Below are 26825 nucleotides of genomic sequence, written 5' to 3'. Positions count from 1 at the left end.
TTTTTCCTGTTCAGTAAGTTTTTCGGGAAAGAATACCGTCAACAAGGTTGTCGTTTAAACGCAATACCGTTTGTCGGGCGCAAAAAAGAAACCAGTCATGAATCGTCGCGAAGCTCTTTCCTCCATCGGCCTGCTCACCGCTGGTCTGCCAGCCACTCACCTGGCGGGACCTTACCAGCGGAAACGCGTCCTGCGCGTGGCTCACCTGACCGACGTACACATGATGCCGCGCCCGAAAGCCGAAGCGTCACTGGCGACCTGTCTGCACCGGCTCCAGTCCATGAAAGACCGTCCGGCGTTTATTCTGAACGGTGGCGACGCCATTATGGACGCCCTCTCGCGGGATAAAAGTACCGTTCGGCGGCAGTGGAATGTCTGGAACCGGATTCTGGAGCAGGAAAACGGCCTGCCCATTCACCATTGCATTGGCAACCACGATGTCTGGGGCTACAAAGGTTCGAGAAAAGACCCGCTGTACGGCAAAGCCTGGGCCGTCGATCAGTTAAAGCTTTCCAACCGTTACTACAGTTTCGACCATAGCGGCTGGCATTTTGTGGTGCTCGACAGTACGCAGCCGACGCCCGAAGGGGGCTGGTACACGGCCCGGCTGGACGAATCCCAACGCGACTGGCTGGAAAAGGATCTGCGGAAAACCGATCCGAAAAAACCGGTGCTGATTCTGTCGCACATTCCGATTCTGTCGGCATCCGTGCTGTACAACCGAAAGGTGCTGAAAAACGGTCGGCGGGAAATTTCGGGCGGCCTGCTGCACACCGACTCCTCGGACCTGATCCGGTTGTTTCACAAACGCCCGAACGTGAAGGTTTGCCTGAGCGGCCACACGCACCTGCTCGACCGGGTGGATTATAACGGGGTTACGTACCTCAACAACGGCGCGCTCAGCGGCAACTGGTGGGACAATGCAACCTACCACCACACCCACGCCGGTTACGCCCTGATCGACCTGTTCGACGATGGCTGGGTGGAGCGGACATACGTCAATTCCTAAGCCGCGCTTCGCTTATTTACCTTTTTTGTAGAAATTATAGACAATAGACACCTGGAACGTCCGGTTGCGGTGTTCGACAATCGGGTTGGCCGACACATTGTTCAGTCCGTAGATGTAGCGCAGGTGTAGACTGAATTTTTCGGCCATATCCAGAAAATCATAGTGCGCACCGACGGCAATACCGGTATCCTGCTTTTTACCCGGTCCATTCGGGGTATTCAGGGCGTAGCTGAATTCCGGACCGGCCTGAAGCACGAGCCCTTCCGTAGGAATCCAACCCAGTAAAACCGGTAAACTGATGTAATTATAATTATTCCGGATGACCTGCTGGGTCGGGGCGGTGCGTTTAAAAGAGCCACCTTTCACGGACAACAACAGTTCGGGTTGAGCCACAAAACGCTGATACCGCAAACGGTAAATTCCACCCAGGTGAAAAGCGGTTTTGTAACGGGAAATATACGGTGTAACGCCCTCCTGCGCGGTGATGGATGAACTAGCGCCCGCTTTAAGACCGAACACGCCCTGAAGCTGAGCAAACGAAGAAAACGAAGCGAATGAAAACGCAAGCAGTAGAAGTAATCTGACTTTCAACATACCGTTTTGGGTAAAAAACCGACCGGCCCACCATCCTGAGAGTAAACCGGCAGACAAATAACGGGAGAATTTGGGTTATCTTACGGCTGTCGCCCGAAGTTTCACGGTATTTTCACAAAAATTAAGAGATTGGACGAGCGAGAATAGACAAGAGACAAAAGACAAAAGGCCATTAACTAGCGGGTGTTTTACCTTTTTACGCTCTTGTCTCACGTCTCCTGTCTGACGAAAATTAGTTCAATCGCGGATCAACCGGATAATGCGACAGTACCCGGTATTGCCCGCCCATCTGGCGCAGAATACCCCGCCAGAACTGATCGGAAGGCGTATTCAGAATAAAGTCCGAGTCGGCATGGGTCACAATCCAGGCGTTTTGCGCCATCTCATCGGCCAGTTGCCCGCCCGACCAGCCGGAGTAACCGACAAAAAACCGTACGTCCTGTTCTTTGACGGCTCCGGCGTTGATCAGTTGCCGCAACTGATCGAAGTTGCCGCTCCAGTAAAGACCGTTTGGCAGCGCGATGGACTCCTCCAGCGCCGGACCCAGCCGGTGAATATAATGCAGTGTATTCTGCTGAACCGGCCCACCGACGTACAGCGAATAGTCGTGATACATTTCTTCGGTCAGCACGTCGTTTAGTTTTACCTGGGCAATCTGGTTCAGAACCAGCCCGAAAGTGCCCTCTTCGTTGTGATCGCACACAAGTACGACACTCCGTTCAAAATTAGGATCGCCCAGAAACGGCTCGGCAATCAACAAACAGCCATTGGTGATAGTGTGCGTACTCATATTGCTTGGATTCAGGTTGTGACAAACAGGAATGTTACTACTATATACGAACAATGGGATAACTTCCGTACGTGCCTGGCGTATTTCCGTAACACAATCTTATTACCAGAAAGTAGTCAGTAACGGGTAGTGTTTGGAAATTTGATTTTTAGGACCAAACACGTATGGTATTTCGCAAATCTGTGTAATTTGTGCCTAAACCGATACGAATGCCCAACAAATCTATTTTACGCAACCCCATCCTCTTTGTTCTGTTCGGCGCGGTGGCCGCATTCTGCACGTATGCCTGCATGTACGCATTCCGCAAAGGCATTACGGCCGTGATCTTCGAGGGCATGAGCTACGCCGGAATCAACTACAAAATCTGGCTCATCACGGCCCAGGTGCTCGGCTACGCGGTTTCCAAGCGGATTGGCGTAAAGGTCGTGTCGGAGATGCAGCCCGGCCAGCGGGCGCTGTACGTGCTGCTGTTCATTGGCCTTTCGGAGCTGGCACTGCTCGGTTTTGCGCTGGTGCCCCCGCCCTACAACATCGTTTTTCTGTTCCTGAACGGTCTGCCGCTGGGGATGGTCTACGGTATTATGCTGGGTTTTCTGGAAGGTCGGCGGCAAACCGACGCGCTGGTTGCGGGCCTGACGGCTTCGTTTATTTTCGCGTCGGGTTTCGTTAAAACCGTGGCGCTGACGATCCGGAGCGCCTGGGAAATCTCGGAGTTCTGGCTTCCGTTCGTAACGGGGCTGCTGTTTGTCGTGCCGCTGCTGGTATCGGTCTGGATGATGACGCTGCTGCCCCCGCCTTCGGCTGAAGACCGCGCCCTCCGCACCGAACGCTCGCCCATGAACCATACGGAACGGCAGCAATTTTTACAGACCTTCTCGGTTGGCCTCACCACGCTCATTATCTCCTACGTGCTGCTCTCGGCGTTCCGCGATTTCCGCGACAATTTTGCGCCCGAAATCTTGTCGGCGGTCGGCATCTCCAATCCGGCGGTTTTTACCAAGACAGAAACCACCGTTGCGGTTGGTATTCTGGTGGTGATGGGGGCGTTGCAACTGGTGAAAGACAACTTTCAGGCGTTTCGGCTGATCAACATCGTCATGCTGCTGGCGGCCGTTCTGATCGGGAGCAGCACCTGGTTTTTTCAGCAGGGAATGCTGTCGCCGGGGGTCTGGTTTACGCTGGTTGGATTGGGATTATACGGGGCGTATGTCCCCTGCAACGGCTTGTATTTCGAGCGGCTGGTGGCGTCGTTCCGCTACGTCAGTACGGTTGGCTTTATCGTAACGCTGGCCGATTACTACGGTTATATGGGCAGTGTGGCCGTAACGCTCTATAAAAACTTTGGCCAGCCGAACATCAGCTTTCTCGACTTTTTCGTCTATTCGGCGTACGTGGTTTCCGTGGTCTACGGCGTCCTGGTGATCGTATCTTTTGGGTATTTTCAGCGGAAGTATACCAAAACTATTTCGCGGAGTTTAGCGGAGGAAGTCAGAGTTTAGCAGAGCTTATGTAAAAGAAAAGGAGTTGAACAGAGATACTCCGCTCAACTCCTTTAACTTCGCTACGCTCCGCGAAACAACTCGCGTTACTACACGATACTCAATTTTACGGTATTGGTTTTCAGGCTTTCCATCAACGGCATGCTGAGCGTGTTGATGAAAATGTCGCCCGGTTCCAGAACGCCCTGTTTCACCAGCAGGTCCCTGATTTCGGCCACGGTCTGATCAACGGTATTGGCCGGATTCGGCTCGTACGGCAGCACATTGACTCCCCAGTACAGCGCCAGTGTACTCATCATGGCCTTGTTGGCCGTGAAGACGTACAGACCCGCTTTCGGACGGTGGTGCGACAAACGGAAAGCCGTATAACCCGAAGTTGTAATGCCGATAATGGCTTTGGCTTTGGTATCACGGGCCAACCGGCACGCGCTCATCACCACATTATCGTTCAGGACGTTTTTCCCCGGGTTTTCGTTGACGTAAGCGTGATACCGGTAATAGATTTTATCACTCAGTTCTTCAACTTTCCGGATGGTATTCGTCATGTTCTCAACGGCCAGAATCGGGTACTTACCCGAAGCCGTTTCGGCGCTCAACATCACGGCATCGGCACCGTCCAGCACCGAGTTGGCAATGTCGTTGACTTCCGCGCGGGTCGGGCGGGGCGCGTCGATCATGCTTTCGAGCATCTGCGTCGCCACAATAACCGGCTTGGCGGCTTTGTTGGCTTTCTCAACGATCATTTTCTGAATCATCGGAACGTCCTCGGCGGGCAGTTCAACGCCCAGGTCACCGCGGGCGACCATCACCCCGTCGGTAGCGGCCACAATTTCGTCGATGTTCAGGATCGCTTCGGGCTTTTCAAGCTTGGCAATAACGCGGCACGTTTTGCCCCGCGCCCGGATGTATTCTTTAATTTCCAGAATTTCAGAAGCTTGCCGGACAAACGACAGGGCAATCCAGTCGACATTATGTTCCAGACCAAAATCCAGGTCTTCAAAATCCTTCTCGGTCACCGACGGCATCGAAACCTTCGTGTTGGGCAGGTTAACGCCTTTCTTCGATTTCAGCGGGCCGCCATAGACCACTTCTGTAACCACATCGGTTCCTTCCGTGCCGATTACCTTCACTTCCAGTTTGCCATCGTCCAGCAAAATGCGCTCACCGTTCCGAACGTCGCGGTACATCCCTTTGTAGGGCGTGCTGACGCGCTCGGCGGTTCCAATGATATCATCGTTGGTGAAAATCAGCTTATTACCGGGCAGAATCTGCACCCCTTCATCGCTTTCAACTTTGCCAATGCGGATTTTGGGGCCCTGCAAATCCTGCAAAATGGCGAGATTCAGACCGTATTCTTCGTTAATTTCCCGGATGCGCTGGATGCGAACCAGGTGTTCTTCGTGAGTGCCGTGGGAAAAGTTTAGCCGGAAAACGTTAACACCGGCGCGGGCTAAAGCCAACAGTTTTTCTTTGCTCTCGGACGCCGGACCGACCGTGGCAACAATCTTGGTTTTTTTCAATGACATAGAATTTGACGGTAGTCAGTAGACCATATAAATGCAAAATAAGCAACCCTTTCTGACATATCAGCAAAATTTCTGTAAAGGTTGTGTAATGTGCGGTAAAAAAGCCGTCTTTAATGGCTAAAAGCCAACCGGTTTTTTTCTTTTATTCGGGGATTGCCTTCGTTTGGAACAGGGCTTTTTCGTGCATGAATTGCAGATAGACCCCATTGGTCCAGCCAAACCCGTCCTGATTGGGATACGCGCCCCCACCCGCCATCAGCACATCGTCCACTACATTATATTTTTCCATCATCTTGCCGGTTTCGCGGAATACCCGGTCGTTCAGCGCCAGCCAGCGGTCGCGCCCGGTGGTGGCCGTTTCGGTAAAACCGTAGTTCATCAGCCCTTTGTACACAATCCACTGCAACGGAGCCCAGCCATTGGGCGAGTCCCACTGCTGCCCGGACCGGACCAGCGTGGTTACCCAGCCGCCCATTTTCAGAAAATCCGCCCGCAGCCGGTCGTGAACGGCTTTGGCCTGTTCGGAAGAGGCCAGTCGAAAGAAGAGCGGAAAAGCTGCCGCCAGCGTTAAAGCCGTGGTGCGCTGCTGCGTTGCCAGGTTATAATCGACATAAAACTGCTGGTGTTCATCCCAGAAGATCTGGTTAATGGCCATTTTCCGGTCCTCAGCGCGTTTTTCAAACCGTTCGGCTTCCTGCGTCTGGCCCTGCTGCCGGTAGACATCTCGCAGCGTTTGTTCGAGAAAATACAGAATACAGTTCAGATCAACCGGTAGCAAATCGCCCGCGCTGGTGTTTACAATGGTTTCATCCTGACCAAACCAGCGGCTGCTGAAATCCCAACCCGACTCGCAGGCCGCCCGCAGATGACCATACAGCGTTTGGGGTTCAATCCCGGCGGCCCGGGCCATTTCGGTCAGCTCCCACTCCTTGTAATACGCTTCTGCGCGGGGGCGGGGTGTTGGATCGTAATACCGGTTCAGCACCAGCCCGTCCGGCAGCGTTACGGCCCGGGTTTGGCCGCTTTCGGCCTGCTGCATCCAGAAGGTATATTCCTGTTGAAGCTGAGGCAGGTAACGTGTCCAGACCTCCGGGCCGTCCGTTTCGACCAGCAGTTGAAGCATCAGCGCAAAAACGGGCGGCTGCGAACGGGTGAGAAAATAGGTCCGGTTGCCGTTCGGGATAAAACCGTAGGTATCAATCAGGTAAGCAAAGTTATCCACCATGTGCCGGATCAGGTCGATTCGCCCGGCCCTTTGCAAACCCAGCATCGTGAAATAGGTATCCCAGTAAAAAATCTCGCGAAACCGTCCGCCCGGCACCATATACGGATGCGGTAGTGGCAACCGCGAACTGCCCTCCACGGCGGCATCCGGTGGGCGCGTGAGGACATCCCAAAGCCGGTCGATGTGTTCGCTGGTCGGCATTGACGGATCGCTGACAAAACCAGATGTGATTGATTCGGGAACAGTAAAGTGTTGATTGACAAAATCCTTCAGGGAAAAATCCTGCTTTTCTTTCTGCGCTTTATAGAGCGTTAGAATGGCCTCCGGCGCCATCAGCGGCACACAATCGACGAACGTCTTTGAATCCGGAAATATCCGGCTCAACTGCACATCCAGAAAAAGATCGCCGAACAGTTCGTCCGGAGCAGGCGGAGTCTGGTAGACACGGGAGGTAACGGTTTCAGGCTGCTTCATACTTCGATCAACTCCGGAAGTACCCCGGTGGTTTACATCGTTCAACCCCGTTGTGGCCTGACGTCGGTTCCCCCGAATGGCATCCGTCCCCTTCCGGCCTAGCTCGTCACGGGGCTGGGTAAGGCTTTTTCAGTATTGATACTTGTTAGATGGGCGGTTTGTCTGCAATTCCGGCGTTCTGCAAAACATCTCGTTGCCGTACAAGTTTGATTGATTAAGCACCGCTCACTGGCGGTCAACTCCATTCAGATTAACCGGGATTTTTGACGAATAAAACATGGCAACACAGAAAACAGCTTTAGACGACAAACTCCATTGGTACAAGGATGCCATTATTTATGAATTACATATTAAAGCCTTCCGGGATAGCAACGGCGACGGTATTGGGGATTTTCAGGGCCTGCTCGAAAAGCTGGACTACCTCCAGGACCTGGGCGTAACGGCCATCTGGGTACTCCCCTTCTACCCTTCTCCCCTGCGCGACGATGGGTATGATATTGCTGATTATTATAGCATTAACCCGTCCTACGGCAACATTGAGCAGTTCCAGCAGTTTTTGCAGGAAGCCCACAACCGCAATCTGAAAGTGATTACGGAGCTGGTGATCAACCACACCTCCGATCAGCACCCGTGGTTTCAGCGGGCCCGCAAAGCGCCGAAAGGGTCACCCGAACGGGAGTATTACGTCTGGACCGACGACCCAACCCAGTATAAGGACGTCCGGATTATTTTTCAGGACTTTGAAGCGTCAAACTGGACGTGGGACCCGGTGGCGCAGCAATATTACTGGCACCGGTTTTTTCACCACCAGCCCGATCTGAACTACGACAACCCGCTGGTGCAGGAAGAGGTCATGAAAATTCTGGATTACTGGTGCGCCATGGGCGTTGACGGCTTCCGGCTCGATGCCGTGCCGTATCTCTACGAACGCGAGGGAACCAACGGCGAAAACCTGCCCGAAACCCACGCTTTCCTGAAGCAGCTTCGGAAGCACATGGATGAGAATTTTCCGGGAACGGTTTTTCTGGCCGAAGCCAATATGTGGCCCGAGGACTCGGCTTCGTATTTCGGCGACGGCGACGAGTGCCACATGAACTACCACTTCCCGGTAATGCCACGGATGTTCATGGCGGTGCAGATGGAAGACCGGTATCCGATTACCGACATTTTTGATCAGACCCCCGAAATTCCGGAAACCTGCCAGTGGGCGATTTTTCTGCGGAACCACGACGAGTTGACGCTCGAAATGGTAACCGACGACGAACGGGATTATATGTACAAGATGTACGCCAAAAACCCGAAAGCCCGCATTAACCTGGGTATCCGGCACCGGCTGGCTCCGCTGATGGACAACGACCGGCGGAAAATCGAACTGCTGAACAGCCTGCTGTTTTCGCTGGCGGGCACCCCGGTTTTATATTACGGCGACGAAATCGGCATGGGTGATAACGTTTATCTGGGTGACCGCGACGGCGTTCGGACCCCGATGCAGTGGACGCCCGACCGGAACGCCGGTTTTTCGGTGACCAACCCGCAGAAACTGTACCTGCCGGTTATTCTTGATCCGGCTTACCATTACGAAGCCGTCAACGTGGAAACGCAGTGGCAGAATACCTCGTCGCTGTTGTGGTTTACCAAGCGGATGATTAACATGCGGAAGCGGCACAAAGCGTTCGGACGGGGTGACCTGAAGTTCCTGAACGTCGAGAATCCGAAGGTGCTGGCATTTACCCGTACGTACGAAGACGAAACGCTGCTGATCGTGGTTAATTTGTCGAAACACTCTCAACCGGCGGAAATTGACCTGACTGATTACAAAGGCTACCGGCCCGTTGAGGTGTTCAGTAAAAACCGTTTTCCGGTAATTAAGGACGAACAGGGCTATCCGTTCACACTGGCACCGTATGATTATCAGTGGTTTACACTACAGAAAGTCCATTCAGAAACCGATCCCGGCAATGTACCACAGTTAACACTGGCGAAATGGGATGACCTCACCCAGAGCCGAGCCCGGGCAAAACTTGAAAACGAAATTCTCCCCGCCTATCTGGAAAAAGCCCACTGGTTTATTGGCAAAGGCCGGGCGCTGGAGGGTGTTACCATTGCCGATCAGGCCGTTGTTGGGCTGGCCGACAAAAAAGGTACGCTGCTGCTGATCGAAGTGACGTATGAGCAGGGACTGCCCGAATTATACCAGATTCCGGTTACGTTTGTGCAGGGCGAGCGGGCCAGTCAGATTACCGCCAGCAGTCCGCAGGCGGTGTTGGCACAACTGAAACTGGATGGAGAAGAAGGTTTGCTCTGCGATGCCCTGTTTACGTCCCGACTGCATCAATTGCTTTTCGCCAGTCTGGTCACCAACCAATCGATTCCGGCCCAGAAAGGCAAACTGGTTTTCTCGGCAGACGGGCCGCTTAAGGCATACGACCCCAAAACCGACGAGCCCAAGTCGAAAGTGTATACCACCGACCGGGATTATACGGCCATTTCGTACGACAACCGTTTCTTCCTCAAAATGTACCGGAAAGTGGACTGGAACAGCAATTCGGATGTAGAAATTAGCCGGTATCTGACCGAAGAAGCCAAATTTGAATACGCGCCGACATTTATCGGAACCATCGAGTGGCAGTCTGAGAAAGGAACGGTGGCGCTGGGCATGATCGAAGAATTGATCGAAAACCACGGCGACGGCCACAGTTTCATGCTCGAACGGATTCACAACTATATTGAACGGATTCTGGCCCGGAACAAAGAAACCCTGTCGAGCATCTGTAAACAGGGAAGCTGGACGGACCCCATGAGTTTCGAAGAACTGTCGCCCGGCTGCCGCGAATTGCTGGGCGGAACGGCTTCGGAGCAGGCCCGGCTGTTAGGCGTCCGGACCGGTCAGCTGCATCTGGCGCTGGCCAATACGACCCTGAAAGATTTTGCCCCGGAAGCGTTTTCGCTGCACTACCAGCGGTCGCTGTTTGCGGGAATGCAGTCGCTCGTTCGGGAAACGTATCAGGTCCTCGACCATACTCTAAACCATTTATCGCCGGACCTTCAGCAGGAACTTGCCCCGATTCTGGGTAAAAAGCAAGCGGTATTGACGGCCCTAAAGCGGGTTTACGCGCATAAATTTGACGCCCTGAAAATCCGGATTCACGGCAATTATCATCTGGCGCAGGTGCTGCTGACGGGCAAAGATCTGGCCATTCAGGACTTTGGTGGCAACCCGCAGCAGAGTGTCACCACCCGACGCATCAAGCGATCGCCGTTGCGGGATGTGGCCGCCATGATCCGGTCGTTTTACTACGCGGCGTATGAAGGCTTTATGGCCACAAGTCAGGTGCCTAAAGAAGAGGTTAATAATTTGCTGTCGTTTGCCGATTTATGGGCCTATCAGATGAGCGGAATCTTCCTGAAATCGTACCTGGAAACCGTAGAAGGCAGCGCGTTTTTCCCAAAAAATAACGACGATTTTCAGATCATGCTGGAAACCTATCTGGTGGAAAGGGCCATTTCGGATTTAAACGATGAGCTGAAAAACCGTCCCGAGCAGGCTTTATTACCCGCCCGGATTCTTAAATCGATTATTGACTAAACTACCCATTCCCGGTATACAGCCACGGCCCGACAGTGTTCACGATGTGGCTGTATACCAAACCTTTACCATACCGTTAGAATACCGATGATCCGGCTGCGGCCCAGATTAGAATTTCTCTAATTCGTCTTTTTTAGAACCATAATACCGTAAATAGTCTTATAATTAAGTGCCCAACGTAATTTGTAAACTAGTTTACGGTACTCAGTTTACAGTCCAGGGATGCCAATCCGCCGGGTGCTTATTCCCCAAAAACCGTAAACCGAGAACCTATCCTCTCCCGCTATGAAGAACAACAACAGATTGATTATCGTATCGTACCGTTTACCTTTCTCCTTTGAAACCGCTAGTGGCAGTACAACCGTAAAAGCATCCGCCGGAGGATTGGTAACGGCGATGAAATCGCTGGACTTTAGCGAGGCCAGGGAAAAGCCGGTCTGGATTGGCTGCGCCGATTTTTCCCGCCGGACCTGGGAGAAATATCAGCATCTGGTCAATGACGATTTCGAGTTTGTCCCGGTTTTTTTAGAGCGCAAAATTCAGCAGAACTTTTACAACGGTTTTTCCAATTCAGTGCTGTGGCCGTTGTTCCACTATTTTCCTACCTACGTTGATTACCAGGAGCGGGATTTTGTGGCTTACCAGAAAGCCAATGAAACCGTCAGTGAAACGGTGGCAGCGGTGGTGCAGCCGCAGGATATTGTCTGGGTACACGATTACCATTTTATGGGATTACCCAAATTGATTCGGGAGAAAAAACCCGAGGCTACCATCGGGTTTTTCCTGCACATCCCGTTTCCCTCCTACGAAATTCTCCGGATTCTGCCCTATAAAGTCAAAGAGTACCTTTTAACCGGCTTGTTAGGGTCCGATCTGATCGGTTTTCATACGAACGATTACAACATTCACTTTCTGCAATCGATCCAGATCAACCTGGGCGTTCAGCACAAAATCTGGAAGATCAATTACCAGGACCGGCTGATTCAGTCGGACTCGTTTCCGGTAGGAATCAATTATTCCCTGTATCATGATGCGTACGATAACGAGGATGTGATTGCCGAACGGGAAGCGTTAAAGAATGCCTATCAGGATACTAAAATTATTTTTTCGGTTGACCGGCTGGATTATACCAAGGGTGTCATGCAGCGTCTGGACGCCCTGGAGGCTTTTTTCGCAAGGTATCCCGAGTGGATCGGACGGCTGACGTTTATTCTGGTGGTGGTACCCTCGCGCGACGAAATCCAGAAGTACGGCGAACGGAAAGTGATGATTGAACAGGCCGTCGGGCGAATTAACGGAAAATACGGGACGCTGATCTGGCGGCCGATTGTATACCGCTATGGTTCCGTGCCGTTCCCCCAATTGGTTGCGCTCTATACCGCTTGCGACGTGGCCCTGATCACGCCCATCCGCGACGGTATGAATCTGGTAGCGAAAGAGTTTGTTGCGACTCGCAAAGACCACCAGGGCGTGCTGATTCTGAGCGAAATGACCGGAGCCGCCAACGAACTGAGTACCGCCCTGCACATCAACCCGATGGACGAAAACGAAGTGGCCGACAAAATGAAACAGGCGCTCGAAATGGAGCCGGAGGAGCAGGCCCGCCGAATTGCCATCATGCAACGACGCCTGAAAGACTATGACGTAAAAAAATGGGCCAACAGTTTTGTTGAGTCTCTATTGAACATGGAAAACACACAGCACAAAGACCCCACCCCATTAACCACCCCACTCAATTCGGAAAGTGAGCTCTCAATCCGGGAACGCTACGCTCAGGCCCGCTCCCGGCTTTTGCTTCTTGATTACGACGGTACGCTGGTCAATTACAAAGCCAAGCCGGAAGACGCTTCTCCGCCCGCCGAGGTGATCAACATCCTGGGTCGGCTGGCCAGCCGCCGGGAAAACTACGTGGTGATCATCAGCGGACGCGACCAGCAGACGCTCGACGAATGGCTTGGGTTTCTGCCCATTGATATGGTGGCCGAACACGGTTCATACATTAAACAGAAGGGACTTTGGCGACGTGATATTCTGGACGACGGTTCGTGGAAACAGATTGTCAGCCCCCTGCTGGTTGATTTTGTCACCCGCTGCCCCGGTTCGTTTATTGAAGAAAAAAGCCATTCGCTGGCCTGGCATTACCGCAGTTCGGAATCGGAAACCGGTTTTGTCCGCTCCCGCGAACTAATCAACACGCTGGAAAACCTGCTTCCTTACCAGCTCCGGGTCATTGACGGCAACTGCGTGGTTGAAATCAAAAGTACCGAAACCGACAAGGGAAAAGTAGCCAAGCAGTTGTCGCTGGCCCGCCCCTACGACTTTGTGCTGGCCATCGGCGACGACCGCACCGACGAAGATATGTTTTCGGCCCTGACCCTGGAAAACCAGTATACCGTCAAAGTGGGCCCCGGCACCACCAGCGCGGCTTACCGGCTTGAGGGCGTCGAAGAAGTATTAGGGTTGCTGAAAGATTTTTCCGCTGACTGGGTCAACAATACCTGGTAATTACACTTGCTTACCTACGGCGCTGCCCGGGACCGAAACGGCGAACCGTTGCAATCCCGGGCAGCTTAATCCGGTGAAAAAGAGAAGTTTTTGTTGCGTTTCGTAAATCAGCGTTAAGCCACGACGGCATCTTCAAAGACGCCTTTCCAGACCAGAGCCGCCAGCACACCGCCAAGAATCGGCGCCACAATGAACAGCCATAGTTGCTGCATGGCCAGACCGCCCGCAAAAACCGCCGGTCCGAAGCTCCGTGCGGGGTTCACCGACGTTCCTGTGATGGGAATGGCAACCAGGTGGATCAGGACGAGTGTAAAGCCGATGGCCAGCCCCGCCATGGAGCTGTTTCCCCATTTGGCCGTGGTTTTGAAAATGACCAGCAGGAATAAAAAGGTCAGCACTGCTTCCGCAATAAAAGCAGACGTGGCATTGTAAGCGGCCAGTAACCCGGTCCCCAACCGTTTGCGCCCAGCGCCCATTCTTTCATCATGAAACCGGGAGCCCCGCTTTCGATCAGGTACAAAACACCCGCTGCTAACGTTGCGCCCACAAATTGGGCGATGATGTACCCCAGGGCCTCACCGGTTCTGATTTTTCCCGCCACCAGCATTGAAACCGTAATGGCCGGGTTGATGTGACAACCGGAGATGGGCCCGATGGCATACGCCATGACAACAACCGTCAGGCCAAAGGCAAACGAAATACCCAGCAGACCAATACCGGCGGGGCCGGTTGCCGAAATCCCCGAGATACCGGCAGCTCCGCATCCAAAGAAAACCAGCGAAAACGTGCCGATCAGCTCAGCCAGCGATTTTTTCATAATCCGTTTTTTAGTTAAAAGAAAGGCTTTGTTTTTCCAATCTTTGGACCCCAAAAAACGAATTACGTCACAGTGAAGCAGGATTAACCCCGCCCAAACCACCAGTTTTGGCCTGTGGCCCTATTTCAATTCCTTAATTTTCATATTTCGGAAATAAATCGGCGCTCCGGCATGCTTGCCCTGAAAACCAACGTTTCCTTCGTTCGGCAACGTCGCCCACGGTTTGCTGAGCCAGTTCGGGATGGCCGAACCGTCGGGGTTGGTTTTGCCGGAAGTCCACTGGCTCATGTCGATTTCATTGACCAACTGACCATTCAGCAGAACGGTGATGTGCTTGCCCCGGCAGGTAATTGTGTAGCGGTTCCATTCGCCCGCGGGTTTGACTACTTTTGGCCGAACGGCGGGTTTATGGCCGAAAAAGGCTGCACACTGCCACGAAGCGGGCGCTTTGGACCACTGTTCGCTGTAATCGTCGGCAATCTGAATTTCAACGGAATTGGGGATAAAGTTGGCTGTATCGCTGCAATAGACAAATACCCCGCTGTTGGTACCGGATGCGGTCTTGAATTCCAGATCGAGAATAAAATTTTTGTAGGTCTTTTTGGTCCAGATCGGAATGTCTTCCGTAGCGGTCAGTACGCCGTTTTCCACGCTCCAGATTCCTTTCGGAAAACCGGCATCGGACAGGTCGGCGGCAAAAAGCGGTTTCCAGTCTTTTCCGGATGTTTTGGGGTGTTTCTGCGTGGTCTGGGCAAACGTCAGGCTGGTCAGCAGACAGCCGATCAATAGAAGAATCTTGTTCATGAAGTTGATTGTTTCAAAATAGATTAGCGGTGCGAAGTTGCCGGTCTTTTCCGAAAAAGAAAAGTTTTGGCTGTCCAACCCCACGGCAACCGGTCGTAATACGGGTCATTATCCGCTGTTTTTACCGGGGCCCAATGACTTCGCTCACCGTTGAAACCCCGTTTTCGTTGAACGCTTCGATCGCATAATAATAGGGCACACCCACATTCAGTGCCCGAAGCTCCAGTTTATTCGGCTGGTCGTTCCAGATCTGGTACGTCTGGTATAATTTGTCTTTGCCAATTCCCCACAGAATATTATACCCCACCGCACCGGGTACTTTCTGCCAGGTAATGTCGGCATTCCGCTGATCTTTCTGCCGGACAACGGTGAGCTTTGGCGGAGTGGCCGGAGCTTTCCCCAACCCGTTTCCAAATACCCGAAAACCGTTGATGGCTACGTAAGGACCGGCGGTATAGACGTGTTCGTACCGCACGTACCGCGCCCGCACGGGAGCTGGCAATTCAACGTAGGCGCAGGCCCGGTCGCGCCGGGGTTCCGGACGGTCCGACGAGTCGGTCAGGTCGGCAATTTTATTCCACTTTTTGCCATCTTTCGACGCATAGAGCCGAAACTGCGTATAGACCGTAGAGTCACTGTCAAAAATGGTGTTTTTGTAATCGACATAAGTGACCTGCACCGCCCGTACGTCGTGTTCGGCGCCCAGATCCGTCGTCAGGGTTTCACCCGGCTGGTTTTTCGTCGGCACCCAGAACGTGCGCGGGTTTTCGTCGGCGGTCAGTTCGGCCCGCAGCGTATCGAGCGTCGAGGAAGCCGTTACCGGCTTTTTGTAATTGAGCAACATCCAGCCCGTAAACAGTTCGTTGCTGTTCTGCCACTTGCTGGTTGGCAGCCGGTGCGGAAAATCCCCGAAGCGGGTGTTGGCATACAGTTGATCGTCTTTGTCGAAACCGGCGGGGTGCATAACAATCCGGCGCTCCATGCCCCAGACAATCCCCAGCCAGGTGGTGCCGGTATTCCAGTAATTACCAAAATTGTCCTGAAACGTGTTCCCGTGGCCGGTGCCGGTAGCATACCCGCCCGGTTTGTAAGCAATCGGGTTATAAGGTGCGTATTCAAACGGTCCGAGCGGATCTTTCCCGACATACGTACCGTTGGCATAGACGTTGTATTCCGTGCCCGGTGCACCGTACTGAAGGTAGTATTTGCCGTTGTGTTTGGTCATCCAGGCTCCTTCCGTAAACGGTTTAATGGGGTCAGAATGGTTGGGGCCAAAACGCTCCCAGCCGTGCTGCCAGGGGTCGAGCCAGAGCATCGGCTGATAGGCTTTGGACGGTTCCGGATTTTTATACGTCAGCCGGCGGCTGTGATCGAGTTCCGCCCCGAAAATGGGGTAGACGTTCGAGGAGCCCCAGTACATATACCATTTGTCGGTATCAGGGTCGTGAAACAACGCCGGGTCCCAGGGGCCGATGTCTTTGGGCAACCGGGGCAGCCAGCGGTTATAAAACTTGAGTTTGCCTTTTTCCGGCTCGGTAGAATAGAAAATAGGCCGCTGTTCGAACGTGGACTGAAACAGAAACAGGGTATCGCGCACCGATAAGGCCGCCGGGGCGCACATATCTTCCATCGGCCACTTATCCGGAACGACATACTGCCAGTTGACCAGATCCTTCGATTTCCACCAGCCGCCCGAGATGGTTACAAACAGAAAGTACTCGCCGGGTTTGTTGCCTACTTTATGATTGATAATGACGGGATCGGCACCGGAGCGGTAGGAAATCCGTTCGTTTAACTGTTCGAAATTATACCGATAGCTAATGTCCATCGGGTTGCAATAGGTTTGCTGCTGGGCAAAACCGTGAACTGTTACCAGGAGGAGAACACTCCCTAACCACAACTTTCGATCAAAGATTTTCATAACCGTTCCGCCATTTCAATTTCTTCTTTGAAACCTGCAAATTTAATGCATGGTACGGTAATAAAAGCAATCGCTGATCGGAACGAGTTTATTTCTCTTTTGGGCTTGACGGCTTGAAAAAACAGGCGAACCGGCCCAAAAATCAGGATGCCACTTTTCTGCGGGTTAATGCCGGATTGGGTTGTCTGCCTGGACTCGGCAATCGGTTATTATTCCGCATTTTATAATCTATTTCTATAAAGCTTTAAACATATGATTAACGATAAAAGCAAATTGGACGACTTCTTTAGAAATTGATTTTATTTTTAAAAATTGACTAAACGGTTGTCTGATTATTTTAAGTATATTCGCTAAAAAATTAAGAGAACAAACCTCTTATAAAGAGTTTATACCATAGGAACCGCTCATATATACGATTTTACAAACTCGTTTCTGAGCATACCCCCGGCCGAAAAAGGCTAAAATGGTATAAGGGGGGCCTATCTTGTAAACTATAGCCTTTTCACCACGGTTCGTTTTGAAGACAGATTGACTGCCAGCCCTTTGAAAAACATACCAATCAAGGGCACTAAAAAGTCGTTTTAATCTGTCCGGTAAACGTTTCAGCAATAGGATTAAAAAAAGATTTGGTTCGCAAAATTTTGAAAATTATTACGATGGGTGATCCTAACCCGGTCATCGAGACAGCACGAATTGGTCGATAATACAATGAAGGAAGTAGCCAAAGCCGTTTTAGACAAGGAACTGGATCTGATTCAGGCGTATAAAAGGACGATGAAACTGGCTGAGTTAGCGGGCCTGACGCTGGTCGATCAAACCTCGTTTGCAACGGCGGTTTCGGAAGTGACACAGGATGCCATCACCCATAGTTCCGGGATAACGCTGGCGCTGGGTGTTTCGGAGGAAACGGAACGGCACTTGCTGGCCCGGATTCAATTGAAAAAGGGCCCGCTCACCGGTATCAGTCAAACCGGAATTGACTATGCCCGGCCCTTAGTGACGCACCTCGCCCTGGCCGAAACCGAAGGCGGCTCAGAAATTACCCTCCATTTCCGGCTCCCGGCCAGCACACCGATCAGCGACGTTACCCTTCAGGAATGGGAAATGCAATTACGCGATGAACCCGTCCTCTCGCCCATTGAGCAAATCCGGCAGCACCAGCGGCAACTACAGCAAATGGCCGAACGGCTTCAGGAAAGCAAAAACCAATACTATACCTTGACGAATTCGCTGCCGCTGATGATTTTTACGGCCACGAAGGAGGGAAAACTTCTGTATGCCAATAAATGGTTACAGGAGTACACCCGGACAACACCCGATATACTGAATGCCAAAGGCTGGCGGAGCATCGTACACGCCGACGACGCTTACAAAAAATGGCACTGGCAGGAACAGCTTCCCAAACAAACCAACTTCCAGAACGAAATCCGAATCCGGCATGCGGCCACGGGTGAATACATCTGGCACCTGATCAACGCAACGGCGATTCTGAACGAGAAAAACGAGGTAACCTCCTGGAACGGTTTTCTGGTGAACATTCACGCCCAGAAGATGATGGACCGCACCCTGAAAGACAATCAGGAACTGACGGAAACCAAACAACAACTGGAGCAATACCAGCTCGAACTCCAGATGAACATTGGTGAACTGAACCGGAGCAATCAGGAACTGGCCGAGTTTGCCTACGTGGCCTCCCACGATTTGCAGGAACCGTTACGCAAAATTCAGTCGTTTGGCACCTTACTGCTTCAACAGGCTTCGGCAGAGTTGAGTCCATCGGCGCAGGATATGATCCACCGGATGCACTCAGCGGCCGAGCGGATGCACGTTCTGATCAAGGATCTGCTCTCCTACTCCCGGCTTAACACCCACCAGCAAACCTTCCGGCCCGTCGATCTCAATGACCTGATCAGCGAAGTGATGGTGGATCTGGAACTCAACATCCGGGAACGGAACGCCCAGATAAAGTGCCCCACCCTGCCAACCATCAAGGGAAATCCGCTACAGCTTCGGCAGATGTTCCAGAACCTTCTTTCCAACGCGTTGAAATTCAGGTCGCCCGAACGGCCTCCCCAAATCCGGATTCGCACCGAGAAAGTAACTATTTTTGACATTCCGGTACCCATGCGCAAACGGGAACCGGCTTACCTGGCCATCAGCGTGGAGGACAACGGAATTGGTTTCGATGAACGCTACCACGACCGGATTTTTCAGCTTTTCCAACGGCTACACAGCCGGGATCAGTATGCCGGAACGGGTATCGGCCTGACAATCTGTAAGAAAGTAGCCGAGATGCACGGCGGCACCATCGCGGCCCAGAGTATACCCGGAGAAGGCGCAACATTCACGGTCTACTTACCGGTCAGCGTACTCGTGAAAACGCCCGTTGCCAGTGAGTCTTAATCTACCCTCACCCGGAATTTTCTACCGGCCCAACAAACGGTCCTGATAAAACGGGTCAGTAGACTGGTTCATCCGTTCCCTTAAACGAAAAAGCTCCCCGAGTTATCGGAGAGCTTTTTCGTTTCGTTCGTTTGATCTATTTATTGAACCGGAACACAATCGGTTATTTTGTAAATCCGTCCGTCGGCTTTCGTATACAAGAAGAAATCGTTGTTCAGCCCGGTACCAAACCGCAAATCCGTTTTCTTGCTGTTGCTCAATTGCTGGAACGTAGCCGGTTTACCCGCCACCTGAATCGCCAGTTCCCGGATCGGGGTCTGCTTACCCGGCGTTAACTGACGGCTTTCCACGTAGTAGACCCGCCCATTGACAACATCGCCAAAGATATACTTGCCCGTCAGGGCCGGAATGGCGGTTCCGGTATAGACAAACCCGGCCGAGAACGCATTTCCCTCGTCGTGGTCGTACTGCGCCACCGGGTACGTATACTTGAACGTCGCATCGTTGGCAGGCAGGGCATACACCCGGTCCATACGTCCCCGGTAGTTGATAACAAACGTACCTTCGCGGTCCGGCCAGCCGTAATCGGCCCCGGCCTTACCCAGATTCAGTTCCTCCGAGTGGGCCTGACCAATATCGGAAATCAGCATTTTACCGTCCGGTGTCCAGCTAATGCGGTTGGGATTCCGGAAACCCTGGCAGAAAATTTCGCCCAGAGCCGACTTATCCCGGGCAAACGGGTTATCAGCCGGAATACCGTATTTCCCATTTTTGCTGTTTCGGCCTTTTGGATCAATGCGCAGCACCTTGCCCCAGGGGCGGCTTCGCTCCTTGCAGATGAAATAATAACCATTTTCGGTACAGCCGCCGTCGCCGATGCCGATGTACAGCATACCGTAATCGGGTGTGCCGGGTTTGGCCAGCGGGTTAAATGTAATTTCCTGAACGCCGTGAATCGGGCTCACCATGTTGATCCGGAACAATTCCCGACCGGTTCCTGAAAACTCCGCAGCGTTCGGATCCGTTACCTTCCATTCGGTCAGTACCCATTGCAGCGTAACCTTGATGGAATCGGCATAACCGAAGTCGGCGGGTGCGGCATTGGCCTTTTCGGTATGGGTCGTATACAGCAAACCGTTGGTGTAGAAATCCGGATGAAACGCGTAACTGCCAAAACCGGTAGCCAAACCGGGTGTATGGATAAAGCCCGCGCGTTCTTTTGCCATCGACATATAGGGCCGCAGCGAATTACCCTCCATTTCGTACAGGGTTCCGCGCAGATCTTCCAGAAACAGCCGGTCTTTTTTACCGGGCAGCACCTGCATTTTGTTGATGCGCGCCAACGGAATTTTATCCGCGCTGGCCGGAGCCGTCGTCACTTCCTCTAGCTTGAGCTGCAAACCAGACTGCGCTATTTTGGCCGGAATGGGGTCGTTCAGGGGCGCGCCCAGCTTTTCGCTCCCGGCATCCGCAGTCGACACTTTGCGTTTCGAATGAATAAAAGCCATCAACGCTTCCACATCACCATCGCTCAGGTGCGTGAAAGGCGGCATGGTCTGCTTGTATTCCTCAAAAAGCGCATACGCCCGGGCGTCGCCCCGTTTGATCACTTCCGGCGCGTTATGGATAAACGCTTTCAGCCATTCGGCGGGAACTTCGGCCGTTACGCTGGCCAGATTCGGTCCAATTCCTTTTTGCAGAAAGTTATGGCAAGCCGTGCAGTTCTGCTGAAACAATTGCTGTCCTTTTGCCACCACCTGCTTGTCGGTTGAGTAAGCGGCCCCGGCAGACCCCGCCTGTTTAGCACTAGCAGCCTGCTTACCAGCCTTTTGTGCGTACGTTTGTACCGAAAGACTAATCAGAACCAGGAGCCAAAGGGAGGTAAAGATCTTTAAAAAATGATACGGAAAGTTGGTTAGGTTGAGGGGAATTAGAAGAATTTTCATGTCGTTATTTCATTTTCAACCATGAAAATTAGGGCAAATCTTCGCCAAAATCAACCTTTTTGGTCATGCAGTTCAACAACGCCATGTGATTTGCGTTACGGGCTGACGATTGCAGCGGCATTTCCGGCTTCATATCCAAAAGCAGCTTCCCGGACGGGCCTTTTCGGTAGGCGGTTTTTCGGCTATCCGGCGGTTTCCTGACGGTCAGGGCGGATGCTGGCTGTATTTTCCGGCCCAGCAATCCACCATCATCGTGTTTCTGAACAAAGGCGTGCCGACCGACAAAAGTCTGGTAGACCGCGTTCTGTTCGCGCCCTGACTTGATCGGCTTTGGGATAGCTGCAACGACGCGGCTTACAACGTCTTATTTGAAAAAGTGATGATGGGGAAGCACTCCGGAACGTGCGAGTCCCAGACGCGGTGGGAGTTCCAGGCCCAGCCCCCATGATCGTCGGACGGGGCGGCTTCCTTGTAGGTATTGAAGCGTGAGAAATCAATGCGCCAACGGTCGTTGTTTCGGGGCGGAAGTGCCCGGTTGTCTGCCCTGGCAATCCACTCCATCCCTTTCCAGGGGAAAGCCAGTTCAACCGTCCATCTCCGGTCGCGGTCCTGGTTATTGTTGATGGTTCCGTCGATATGAACCGCGCTTTGCAGACCCGGGAAACGGAAATCCCACGAACCGTAGCGTAGCCCCCGCGGATGGTTTTTAAAACCGACCCCGTTGAACGGCTTCACCTTCGGATTGGCAAGGGCAAACAGGGGATTCTTGTCAAACCCGCCTTTTTCGTAAGCGTCTTTCCAGATAAAAAAAGCTTCGTAAAGCGTCCCAAAAGAATTGATTTCAAATTCGTAATAGGTATCCTTTCCAGCGACAAATACCTCCACGTCGTTGTCCGTATAAATCGGATCGTTATGATTGGTCAGTTTGGCGTTGATAAAGGGTTCTTCCACCCAGAAGGCTATGTACAGATTATCGTTGTCCCAGCACACGGCAGCCCGCGTGTCGTGAATGGTTTTATTGCCCGAAACCAGATCGACGAACCGGGGAGAACGCGGAATTTTTGTCCACATTTCCTCGTCCAGCTTTCCGTCAATCACGGGCGGTTTGGTGGTTCGGTAAGCCGTATACCGTTCGATGGTCTTTCTGTCGCAGGGAAACGCCCATTGAGCCGTATCACCAGCGGCCGGCCGCCCGATTCCGACTTTCCCGGCGTTGCGCTCATCGTCAGCCGGTTGCCCCGTTTCACCAAAGTCCGTTCGAAGGCTTGAGCCTTGAAAAAATAGTAAACCAAGGGCAAGAACAAAGAACGAGGGTAAGCCGACCGGACGATATTTTTTCATTCGTGTACCTGAAGCGTTATTTTATCGGAATGAGGAGAAAGGGCAAATATAGCCCGTTCAAGGCGTAGTAACCTATTGAATGCAATCCTATTTTGCCTCTTCCCGACGCGCCATACCGTTCTACCCTCACCCGTAGCGAGGCTGCGACAGGCGTTTTCCTGCAACAACCGGTTGAGAGCTACGGGTTAACCGCTTCCGGGGCCGTGATGATTTTCCAACGGTGTTTCATTCCCCAATTCCGCAACGCACCCAGCACTTCGTCCAGCGTCGTACCGTGGGGTGTGATGGCATATTGAACACTAACGGGTTTGGTTTGCAACACCGTTCGGGAAATCAATTGATGTTCTTCCAGTTCCTGCAACTCCTTGGAAAGCATCCGGGGGGTAATGCCAATCTCACGGGCCAGTTCTTTAAATCGATACGGCCGATGTTGCAGGGTAATCAGAATCAGGAGCTTCCACTTTCCATTGAGCACTTCGAGCGTATCCTGAATGGCTAATCGGCTCTTGGCGCAGCTTTCGGCGGTATGATTTTCCATCGCTATAGTTTTTGATACCGGTATACTATATGTAACTGATAGCAAATGTATACCATTGGGTCCATACTTTTGACCATCACTAACGAATTCCTATTGCTATGGACATTTTTGTATGGGTTTTACAGATTTCGCTGGCCCTGTTTTTTATGGCTCCGGCCCTGATGAAAATCAAAACACCGAAACGGGAAATGATTGAAAAACAACAACTTGCCCCGGGCGAATCCATTCTCCCGATCCGGGCTCTTGGCGTGATAGAAGTTCTCGGCAGCATCGGCATCATTTTGCCCCTTTGGCTGGGTATCCTTCCCGTTCTGACACCCCTGGCAGCCACGGGTTTTTGCGTGGTCATGGTGGGGGCTACCATCGTGCATTACAAGAAAGGCGATTACAAGGTTTTGCCGCTGCTGGTGGTGGTATTTATCGCTGCGGCCTTTGTCGCCTGGAGCCGCTTCCAAAGCCTTCCGGCATGAAACTCGTTTTTCTTATCGGTCGCATTTTTAAAAGCAGGAATAGAATGTAATCAAGCTTGTTAACGAGCAGATCAGTGTTTATTAGTTGAGTGCAAAGTGTCGGGCCGGAGATGGGAATACGTGTTTTTTAAAAGTGCATACCACTTACTCACTTAAGATTAGGTGGGTAGTTTTCCTGCGTAAATTCCCAACGGTTTATTTTTACATTTGGTGTCATTAATTAAAAACCAAACCTATGTTCATGCAGTGGATAGAGGCCATTTAAAAATTCAACGCTTCCCGACTCCACTGACACAAACGCCCGATCAATACTTCTATGAAGCTCTTTACCCAATCCTGCCTGCTGGTTGCAAGCTTTCTCCTTTTGTTTGGTTCCTGTACGCTACAGGATCATCAGTTACCACCCACAAGTGCAACCTGTTTACTGTATCAAGTTGCCGAACTGTATCAAGTTATGGATGGATCTAACCCCGAAGATATAATTGAGGTAGATGGGCAAAAAATTCCAGTGAAAACCTCTTCATATACTTCATATAAATACGACGAGCAGGGACGGATTATCGAAAAATATAACGTTCTGGATAAGTGGAGGACCTATTATGAATATCTGACGAAGGATATAAAATGGACTAGTGTACCAGATCCGGATCGTCCTTATGCAGTGTCAACTACAGCTATACTAGGATTAGATTCACGAGGTTTATTTGCAAACGCTGCAAATGTTTTTGATTCAGAAGGCTTTCGGACTTATTTTAATGAAGGAACCTGGAAGTTATATACCACTATTACAGACGGCAATATAACTAAGACTGAAAGGACGGAGGTCAGATGGTTCACAACCACAGAGTATGAATATGACCTAACACAGCCGAATAAGATTCCTAATCCTGAGCCATTTTATGGTAAAACGAGTCGCAACATGCTCATTAGGGAAAAATATAATGCTGTTGATTCCAAAGGAGAACGCTTTTACTCAATAACGGACTACAAATATTTTTACAATCAAAACGGACAGGTCAAATATCGTGTAGGTTTAAAAAAGACTTACAGTCCCTACTTAGTAGAGCAACCCGCTATTCAGTACACTATTACTAGCTATACTATTACTTGTCAGTAATAGCCTCTGCTAAAAGCATACCTGTGAAGGTTGGTTACAGGTATGCTTTTAAATTTTAATTCGTCATAAACCGCCACGTCACTTTCCCGACCGTATCCGGTTTGCCCTTCTCAGCCGCCGACATCCGGCCTTTCAACGCCCCGTTTTTCTGCCGTTCGACCTGAATCAGCCGCCAGCTAAACTGACCTTTTTCGTAGTTATAGGTTTCGCCATCGTCGTCGTAAAGACGGTATTGCGCTGGTTTTTCGCCGTAATGCCGGATTTCCAGATCAACCTTCTCCCCGGCTTTCGGCGCGTGGAGCCTCGGCGGTGTCATCGGCACAATGCCACCATCTTTCACAAAAACCGGAATCCTGTCCAGCCCCGGTGTGATGGTAATCACCTCGCCGTTACCCGCATACTTACCCGTGTAGAAATCATACCACTTTCCCTTCGGTAAAATCACCTTCCGCGACGACTGACCGGTAAACATCGGCGCGACCAGCAGGTACTCCCCCGCCATGTACTGATCCTTAATTTCTTTGGTAACGGCCTGCTGGTACGGGTTTTCACCCAGATCTGCCACGGTGGTTTGCTTCTCCACATTCTCGATAAAACCGTCTTCCAGATTCAGCGCCCGGAACGGTGGCGTCCCTTCAAAATGGTATTTGGCAAATTCCGTATACCAGTACGGCATCATCTGCATCCGCAGTTGCGCCACGGCTTTCACCTGTTCGGCCACATCCGGGAACGACCACGGTTTGGTACCGTCCGCCCAGGCGTTGATCATCGCCATCGGTGAAAAACAAACCGACTGAAACCGGCGCAGCCATTCTTCGCCCGTCTTGGATGCCCGCACTTCCGGCGTCCACAACACCCCGGCAAAACCGCTGTTGATCACCCCCGTAATAAAATCCTGGTGGCTGTAATTGTCGTTGTAAATCACGTACGGAAACGACGAGCCGCCCGCGTTTGACGCCCGCACCAAACCGTAGGTCCGGCTATTCCGGTTACGGTACAAGTCCGTGCTTTGCTTCTGCACCAGCAAACCGTAGGTCTGCCGCATCTGCTCGGCGCTGATACCCGACGGAAACGTAGCAACATCCGGCCACAACCACGAATCGTTGCCGTCTACCTCGTCGATTTTATACCCGCTGACGCCAATACCGACGTGATCTTTGTCGAACTGCTGCCAGTAAATTTTCTGCGCCTGCGGAATCGTCAGGTCGGGTACGGCCCCGACCCAAACCGTGTGTGAACCGCTGAACGGTTTGATCTGCGGAAAAATCGACGCATCGGGCGAGACGTAGGGGTTGGTCCAGAGGTTGATTCGTACGTTTTTGCTGAGCATTTCCTTCACAAAACCGGCCGGATCAGGAAAGCGGGTTTTGTCCCACTCAAACGTGCAGGGGTACGATTTACTCTGCCAACCCGGTTCCAGCCCAATGAAATCCAGCGGATACTTTCGGGCTTCAAATTCGGCGGCCTCTTTCCGCACACTGTCGGCGGTATACAACCGGTGGACACGCTGCGTAAAACCGAGTCCCCAGCGGGGCGGCAAACACCCTCCGCCGTTGAACAGATTAAACCGCCGAACGGCCTCCATCGGTTTGGGACCGCCAAAGACGTAAATCTCAACGCCCTCCGCCGGAACCAGTACCTCAACCGCGTCGGAATACGGATTCGCCGACCAGTCTTTATCGGTATTCCGGTCCTGCACCTTTGGTGCATTTTTACTGTCCAGCCGGGCCGCCGATCCGGCATACACCGTCAGGTAGCGGGCCGAATTAACGAAAACACCGTATCCGTTGGACGACACATAAAACGGTGTAGGCGAATGGGTTCGCCCATTATCGCGGTTTCCGTAATGATCCATGTGCAGGTTCAGAATCCGGCCGCGCTGGTGAACCGTCTGGAAATTCAGGCCGAAACCGTACAACTGCTCCCCGCGTTCGAGCGGAAAACGCAGGTAGGTTTTCCCGTCTACTACTTTCACCGAAATGTCTTCTTTTGGTAGCGGAAAATCGGTTTTGGGCAGAGCGGCTAGTGCAACGGTATTGGGTTGTACACCCGCTGCCGTCAGTAGATTATACGCTTCCGGTTTCCCAACCGAAAGCTTCCAGACGCCGGGCGCGGTTTCGGTCCAGGCGGTTTGGGCGAAGGCCGACAGGCTCCCGATCCATAAAAAGAAAATGGTTTGGGCTAGTTTTTGAGCAGTAATCATAGACGAGAAGCGTGTTGACCAACAACGTACTGAGTTGAAAAATGGGCTTACGGCCAA

The 26825-nt window shown here is 52.1% G+C and carries 20 protein-coding genes; 8 read left to right on the top strand and 12 right to left on the bottom strand.

Annotated features, from left to right (window positions below; translation table 11 throughout):
- The first annotated feature begins 97 nt into the window (after positions 1-97).
- The gene (locus LX87_RS04445) at positions 98-1009 is read left to right on the top strand and encodes a metallophosphoesterase family protein (RefSeq protein ID WP_111626940.1); all 912 of its coding nucleotides are present in this window, start codon (positions 98-100) and stop codon (positions 1007-1009) included.
- 12 nt (positions 1010-1021) lie between these two features.
- Here the strand turns inward: LX87_RS04445 and LX87_RS04440 are convergent, their stop codons facing one another.
- Positions 1022-1603, bottom strand: a complete 582-nt coding sequence (locus tag LX87_RS04440) for a porin family protein (RefSeq protein ID WP_111626939.1) — start codon at positions 1601-1603, stop codon at positions 1022-1024.
- A 232-nt stretch (positions 1604-1835) separates the two neighbouring features.
- Positions 1836-2393 carry a YqgE/AlgH family protein gene (locus LX87_RS04435; RefSeq protein WP_111626938.1) on the bottom strand — a complete coding sequence of 186 codons (558 nt, stop codon included), beginning with the start codon at positions 2391-2393 and terminating at the stop codon, positions 1836-1838.
- A 209-nt stretch (positions 2394-2602) separates the two neighbouring features.
- Here LX87_RS04435 and LX87_RS04430 point away from each other — a divergent pair, with 209 nt between their 5' ends.
- Entirely contained in the window at positions 2603-3892 is a 1290-nt protein-coding gene (locus LX87_RS04430) for a DUF5690 family protein (RefSeq protein WP_111626937.1), read from the top strand.
- A gap of 89 nt (positions 3893-3981) precedes the next feature.
- Here the strand turns inward: LX87_RS04430 and pyk are convergent, their stop codons facing one another.
- Both pyk and treF read right to left on the bottom strand, forming a co-directional pair.
- Positions 3982-5418 (bottom strand): pyruvate kinase, encoded by a 1437-nt coding sequence (pyk, locus tag LX87_RS04425; RefSeq protein WP_111626936.1) that lies wholly within the window; start codon positions 5416-5418, stop codon positions 3982-3984.
- A gap of 142 nt (positions 5419-5560) precedes the next feature.
- A complete protein-coding gene (gene treF / locus LX87_RS04420) occupies positions 5561-7117 on the bottom strand; it encodes an alpha,alpha-trehalase TreF (RefSeq protein ID WP_111626935.1) in 1557 nt (518 codons plus the stop codon).
- Between the two features lie 277 nt (positions 7118-7394).
- On the opposite strand from treF, the gene treS reads away from it, so the two are divergent.
- Both treS and LX87_RS04410 read left to right on the top strand, forming a co-directional pair.
- The gene (treS, locus tag LX87_RS04415) at positions 7395-10703 is read left to right on the top strand and encodes a maltose alpha-D-glucosyltransferase (protein WP_111626934.1); all 3309 of its coding nucleotides are present in this window, start codon (positions 7395-7397) and stop codon (positions 10701-10703) included.
- A 285-nt stretch (positions 10704-10988) separates the two neighbouring features.
- Positions 10989-13208: a bifunctional alpha,alpha-trehalose-phosphate synthase (UDP-forming)/trehalose-phosphatase gene (locus tag LX87_RS04410; protein WP_111626933.1), complete on the top strand. Its 2220-nt coding sequence runs from the start codon at positions 10989-10991 to the stop codon at positions 13206-13208.
- A 113-nt stretch (positions 13209-13321) separates the two neighbouring features.
- On the opposite strand, the gene LX87_RS29325 is transcribed toward LX87_RS04410, so the two are convergent.
- From LX87_RS29325 to LX87_RS04395, 4 genes are all read right to left on the bottom strand, one after another.
- Positions 13322-13606 carry an aquaporin gene (locus LX87_RS29325; protein WP_310587889.1) on the bottom strand — a complete coding sequence of 95 codons (285 nt, stop codon included), beginning with the start codon at positions 13604-13606 and terminating at the stop codon, positions 13322-13324.
- Complete coding sequence (locus tag LX87_RS29320) at positions 13600-14025, bottom strand: aquaporin (RefSeq protein WP_310587888.1); 426 nt, start codon at positions 14023-14025, stop codon at positions 13600-13602. The genes LX87_RS29325 and LX87_RS29320 overlap by 7 nt, the downstream gene beginning before the upstream one ends.
- A 120-nt stretch (positions 14026-14145) precedes the next feature.
- A complete protein-coding gene (locus tag LX87_RS04400) occupies positions 14146-14829 on the bottom strand; it encodes a 3-keto-disaccharide hydrolase (protein ID WP_111627482.1) in 684 nt (227 codons plus the stop codon).
- A gap of 121 nt (positions 14830-14950) precedes the next feature.
- Positions 14951-16750, bottom strand: coding sequence for a family 43 glycosylhydrolase (locus LX87_RS04395; RefSeq protein ID WP_111626932.1), 1800 nt, complete (start codon positions 16748-16750; stop codon positions 14951-14953).
- Positions 16751-17458: 708 nt separating this feature from the next.
- On the opposite strand from LX87_RS04395, the gene LX87_RS04390 reads away from it, so the two are divergent.
- On the top strand, positions 17459-19153 hold the full coding sequence (locus LX87_RS04390; RefSeq protein WP_111626931.1) for a sensor histidine kinase: 1695 nt from the start codon (positions 17459-17461) through the stop codon (positions 19151-19153).
- Between the two features lie 140 nt (positions 19154-19293).
- Here LX87_RS04390 and LX87_RS04385 read toward each other — a convergent pair whose 3' ends face one another.
- Complete coding sequence (locus LX87_RS04385; protein WP_111626930.1) at positions 19294-21099, bottom strand: PQQ-dependent sugar dehydrogenase; 1806 nt, start codon at positions 21097-21099, stop codon at positions 19294-19296.
- Between the two features lie 109 nt (positions 21100-21208).
- On the opposite strand from LX87_RS04385, the gene LX87_RS04380 reads away from it, so the two are divergent.
- A complete protein-coding gene (locus LX87_RS04380) occupies positions 21209-21418 on the top strand; it encodes a hypothetical protein (RefSeq protein WP_111626929.1) in 210 nt (69 codons plus the stop codon).
- 35 nt (positions 21419-21453) lie between these two features.
- Here LX87_RS04380 and LX87_RS04375 read toward each other — a convergent pair whose 3' ends face one another.
- Entirely contained in the window at positions 21454-22440 is a 987-nt protein-coding gene (locus LX87_RS04375; protein WP_111626928.1) for a carbohydrate-binding family 9-like protein, read from the bottom strand.
- Positions 22441-22618: 178 nt separating this feature from the next.
- The gene (locus LX87_RS04370) at positions 22619-22978 is read right to left on the bottom strand and encodes a winged helix-turn-helix transcriptional regulator (RefSeq protein ID WP_111626927.1); all 360 of its coding nucleotides are present in this window, start codon (positions 22976-22978) and stop codon (positions 22619-22621) included.
- 98 nt (positions 22979-23076) lie between these two features.
- On the opposite strand from LX87_RS04370, the gene LX87_RS04365 reads away from it, so the two are divergent.
- Together LX87_RS04365 and LX87_RS04360 are read left to right on the top strand one after the other, a co-directional pair.
- Entirely contained in the window at positions 23077-23448 is a 372-nt protein-coding gene (locus LX87_RS04365; protein WP_111626926.1) for a DoxX family protein, read from the top strand.
- A gap of 316 nt (positions 23449-23764) precedes the next feature.
- Positions 23765-24565, top strand: coding sequence for a hypothetical protein (locus LX87_RS04360; RefSeq protein WP_111626925.1), 801 nt, complete (start codon positions 23765-23767; stop codon positions 24563-24565).
- A gap of 55 nt (positions 24566-24620) precedes the next feature.
- Here LX87_RS04360 and LX87_RS04355 read toward each other — a convergent pair whose 3' ends face one another.
- Complete coding sequence (locus LX87_RS04355; protein WP_111626924.1) at positions 24621-26768, bottom strand: glycoside hydrolase family 31 protein; 2148 nt, start codon at positions 26766-26768, stop codon at positions 24621-24623.
- Between the last annotated feature and the right edge of the window lie 57 nt (positions 26769-26825).

Source organism: Larkinella arboricola (genome assembly GCF_003259745.1).
In the GTDB taxonomy this organism is placed as follows: domain Bacteria; phylum Bacteroidota; class Bacteroidia; order Cytophagales; family Spirosomataceae; genus Larkinella; species Larkinella arboricola.
Note: the sequence above shows the minus strand (reverse complement) of the source record. Positions and strands in the feature narration are given on the sequence as shown.

Bases quoted from the DNA above. Each gene is read 5' to 3' on its own strand.
- LX87_RS04445 (WP_111626940.1), top strand. From the start codon at position 98: ATGAATCGTCGCGAAGCTCTTTCCTCCATCGGCCTGCTCACCGCTGGT.
- LX87_RS04440 (WP_111626939.1), bottom strand. From the start codon at position 1,603: ATGTTGAAAGTCAGATTACTTCTACTGCTTGCGTTTTCATTCGCTTCG.
- LX87_RS04435 (WP_111626938.1), bottom strand. From the start codon at position 2,393: ATGAGTACGCACACTATCACCAATGGCTGTTTGTTGATTGCCGAGCCG.
- LX87_RS04430 (WP_111626937.1), top strand. From the start codon at position 2,603: ATGCCCAACAAATCTATTTTACGCAACCCCATCCTCTTTGTTCTGTTC.
- pyk (WP_111626936.1), bottom strand. From the start codon at position 5,418: ATGTCATTGAAAAAAACCAAGATTGTTGCCACGGTCGGTCCGGCGTCC.
- treF (WP_111626935.1), bottom strand. From the start codon at position 7,117: ATGAAGCAGCCTGAAACCGTTACCTCCCGTGTCTACCAGACTCCGCCT.
- treS (WP_111626934.1), top strand. From the start codon at position 7,395: ATGGCAACACAGAAAACAGCTTTAGACGACAAACTCCATTGGTACAAG.
- LX87_RS04410 (WP_111626933.1), top strand. From the start codon at position 10,989: ATGAAGAACAACAACAGATTGATTATCGTATCGTACCGTTTACCTTTC.
- LX87_RS29320 (WP_310587888.1), bottom strand. From the start codon at position 14,025: ATGAAAAAATCGCTGGCTGAGCTGATCGGCACGTTTTCGCTGGTTTTC.
- LX87_RS04400 (WP_111627482.1), bottom strand. From the start codon at position 14,829: ATGAACAAGATTCTTCTATTGATCGGCTGTCTGCTGACCAGCCTGACG.
- LX87_RS04395 (WP_111626932.1), bottom strand. From the start codon at position 16,750: ATGAAAATCTTTGATCGAAAGTTGTGGTTAGGGAGTGTTCTCCTCCTG.
- LX87_RS04390 (WP_111626931.1), top strand. From the start codon at position 17,459: ATGAAGGAAGTAGCCAAAGCCGTTTTAGACAAGGAACTGGATCTGATT.
- LX87_RS04385 (WP_111626930.1), bottom strand. From the start codon at position 21,099: ATGAAAATTCTTCTAATTCCCCTCAACCTAACCAACTTTCCGTATCAT.
- LX87_RS04375 (WP_111626928.1), bottom strand. From the start codon at position 22,440: ATGAAAAAATATCGTCCGGTCGGCTTACCCTCGTTCTTTGTTCTTGCC.
- LX87_RS04370 (WP_111626927.1), bottom strand. From the start codon at position 22,978: ATGGAAAATCATACCGCCGAAAGCTGCGCCAAGAGCCGATTAGCCATT.
- LX87_RS04365 (WP_111626926.1), top strand. From the start codon at position 23,077: ATGGACATTTTTGTATGGGTTTTACAGATTTCGCTGGCCCTGTTTTTT.
- LX87_RS04360 (WP_111626925.1), top strand. From the start codon at position 23,765: ATGAAGCTCTTTACCCAATCCTGCCTGCTGGTTGCAAGCTTTCTCCTT.
- LX87_RS04355 (WP_111626924.1), bottom strand. From the start codon at position 26,768: ATGATTACTGCTCAAAAACTAGCCCAAACCATTTTCTTTTTATGGATC.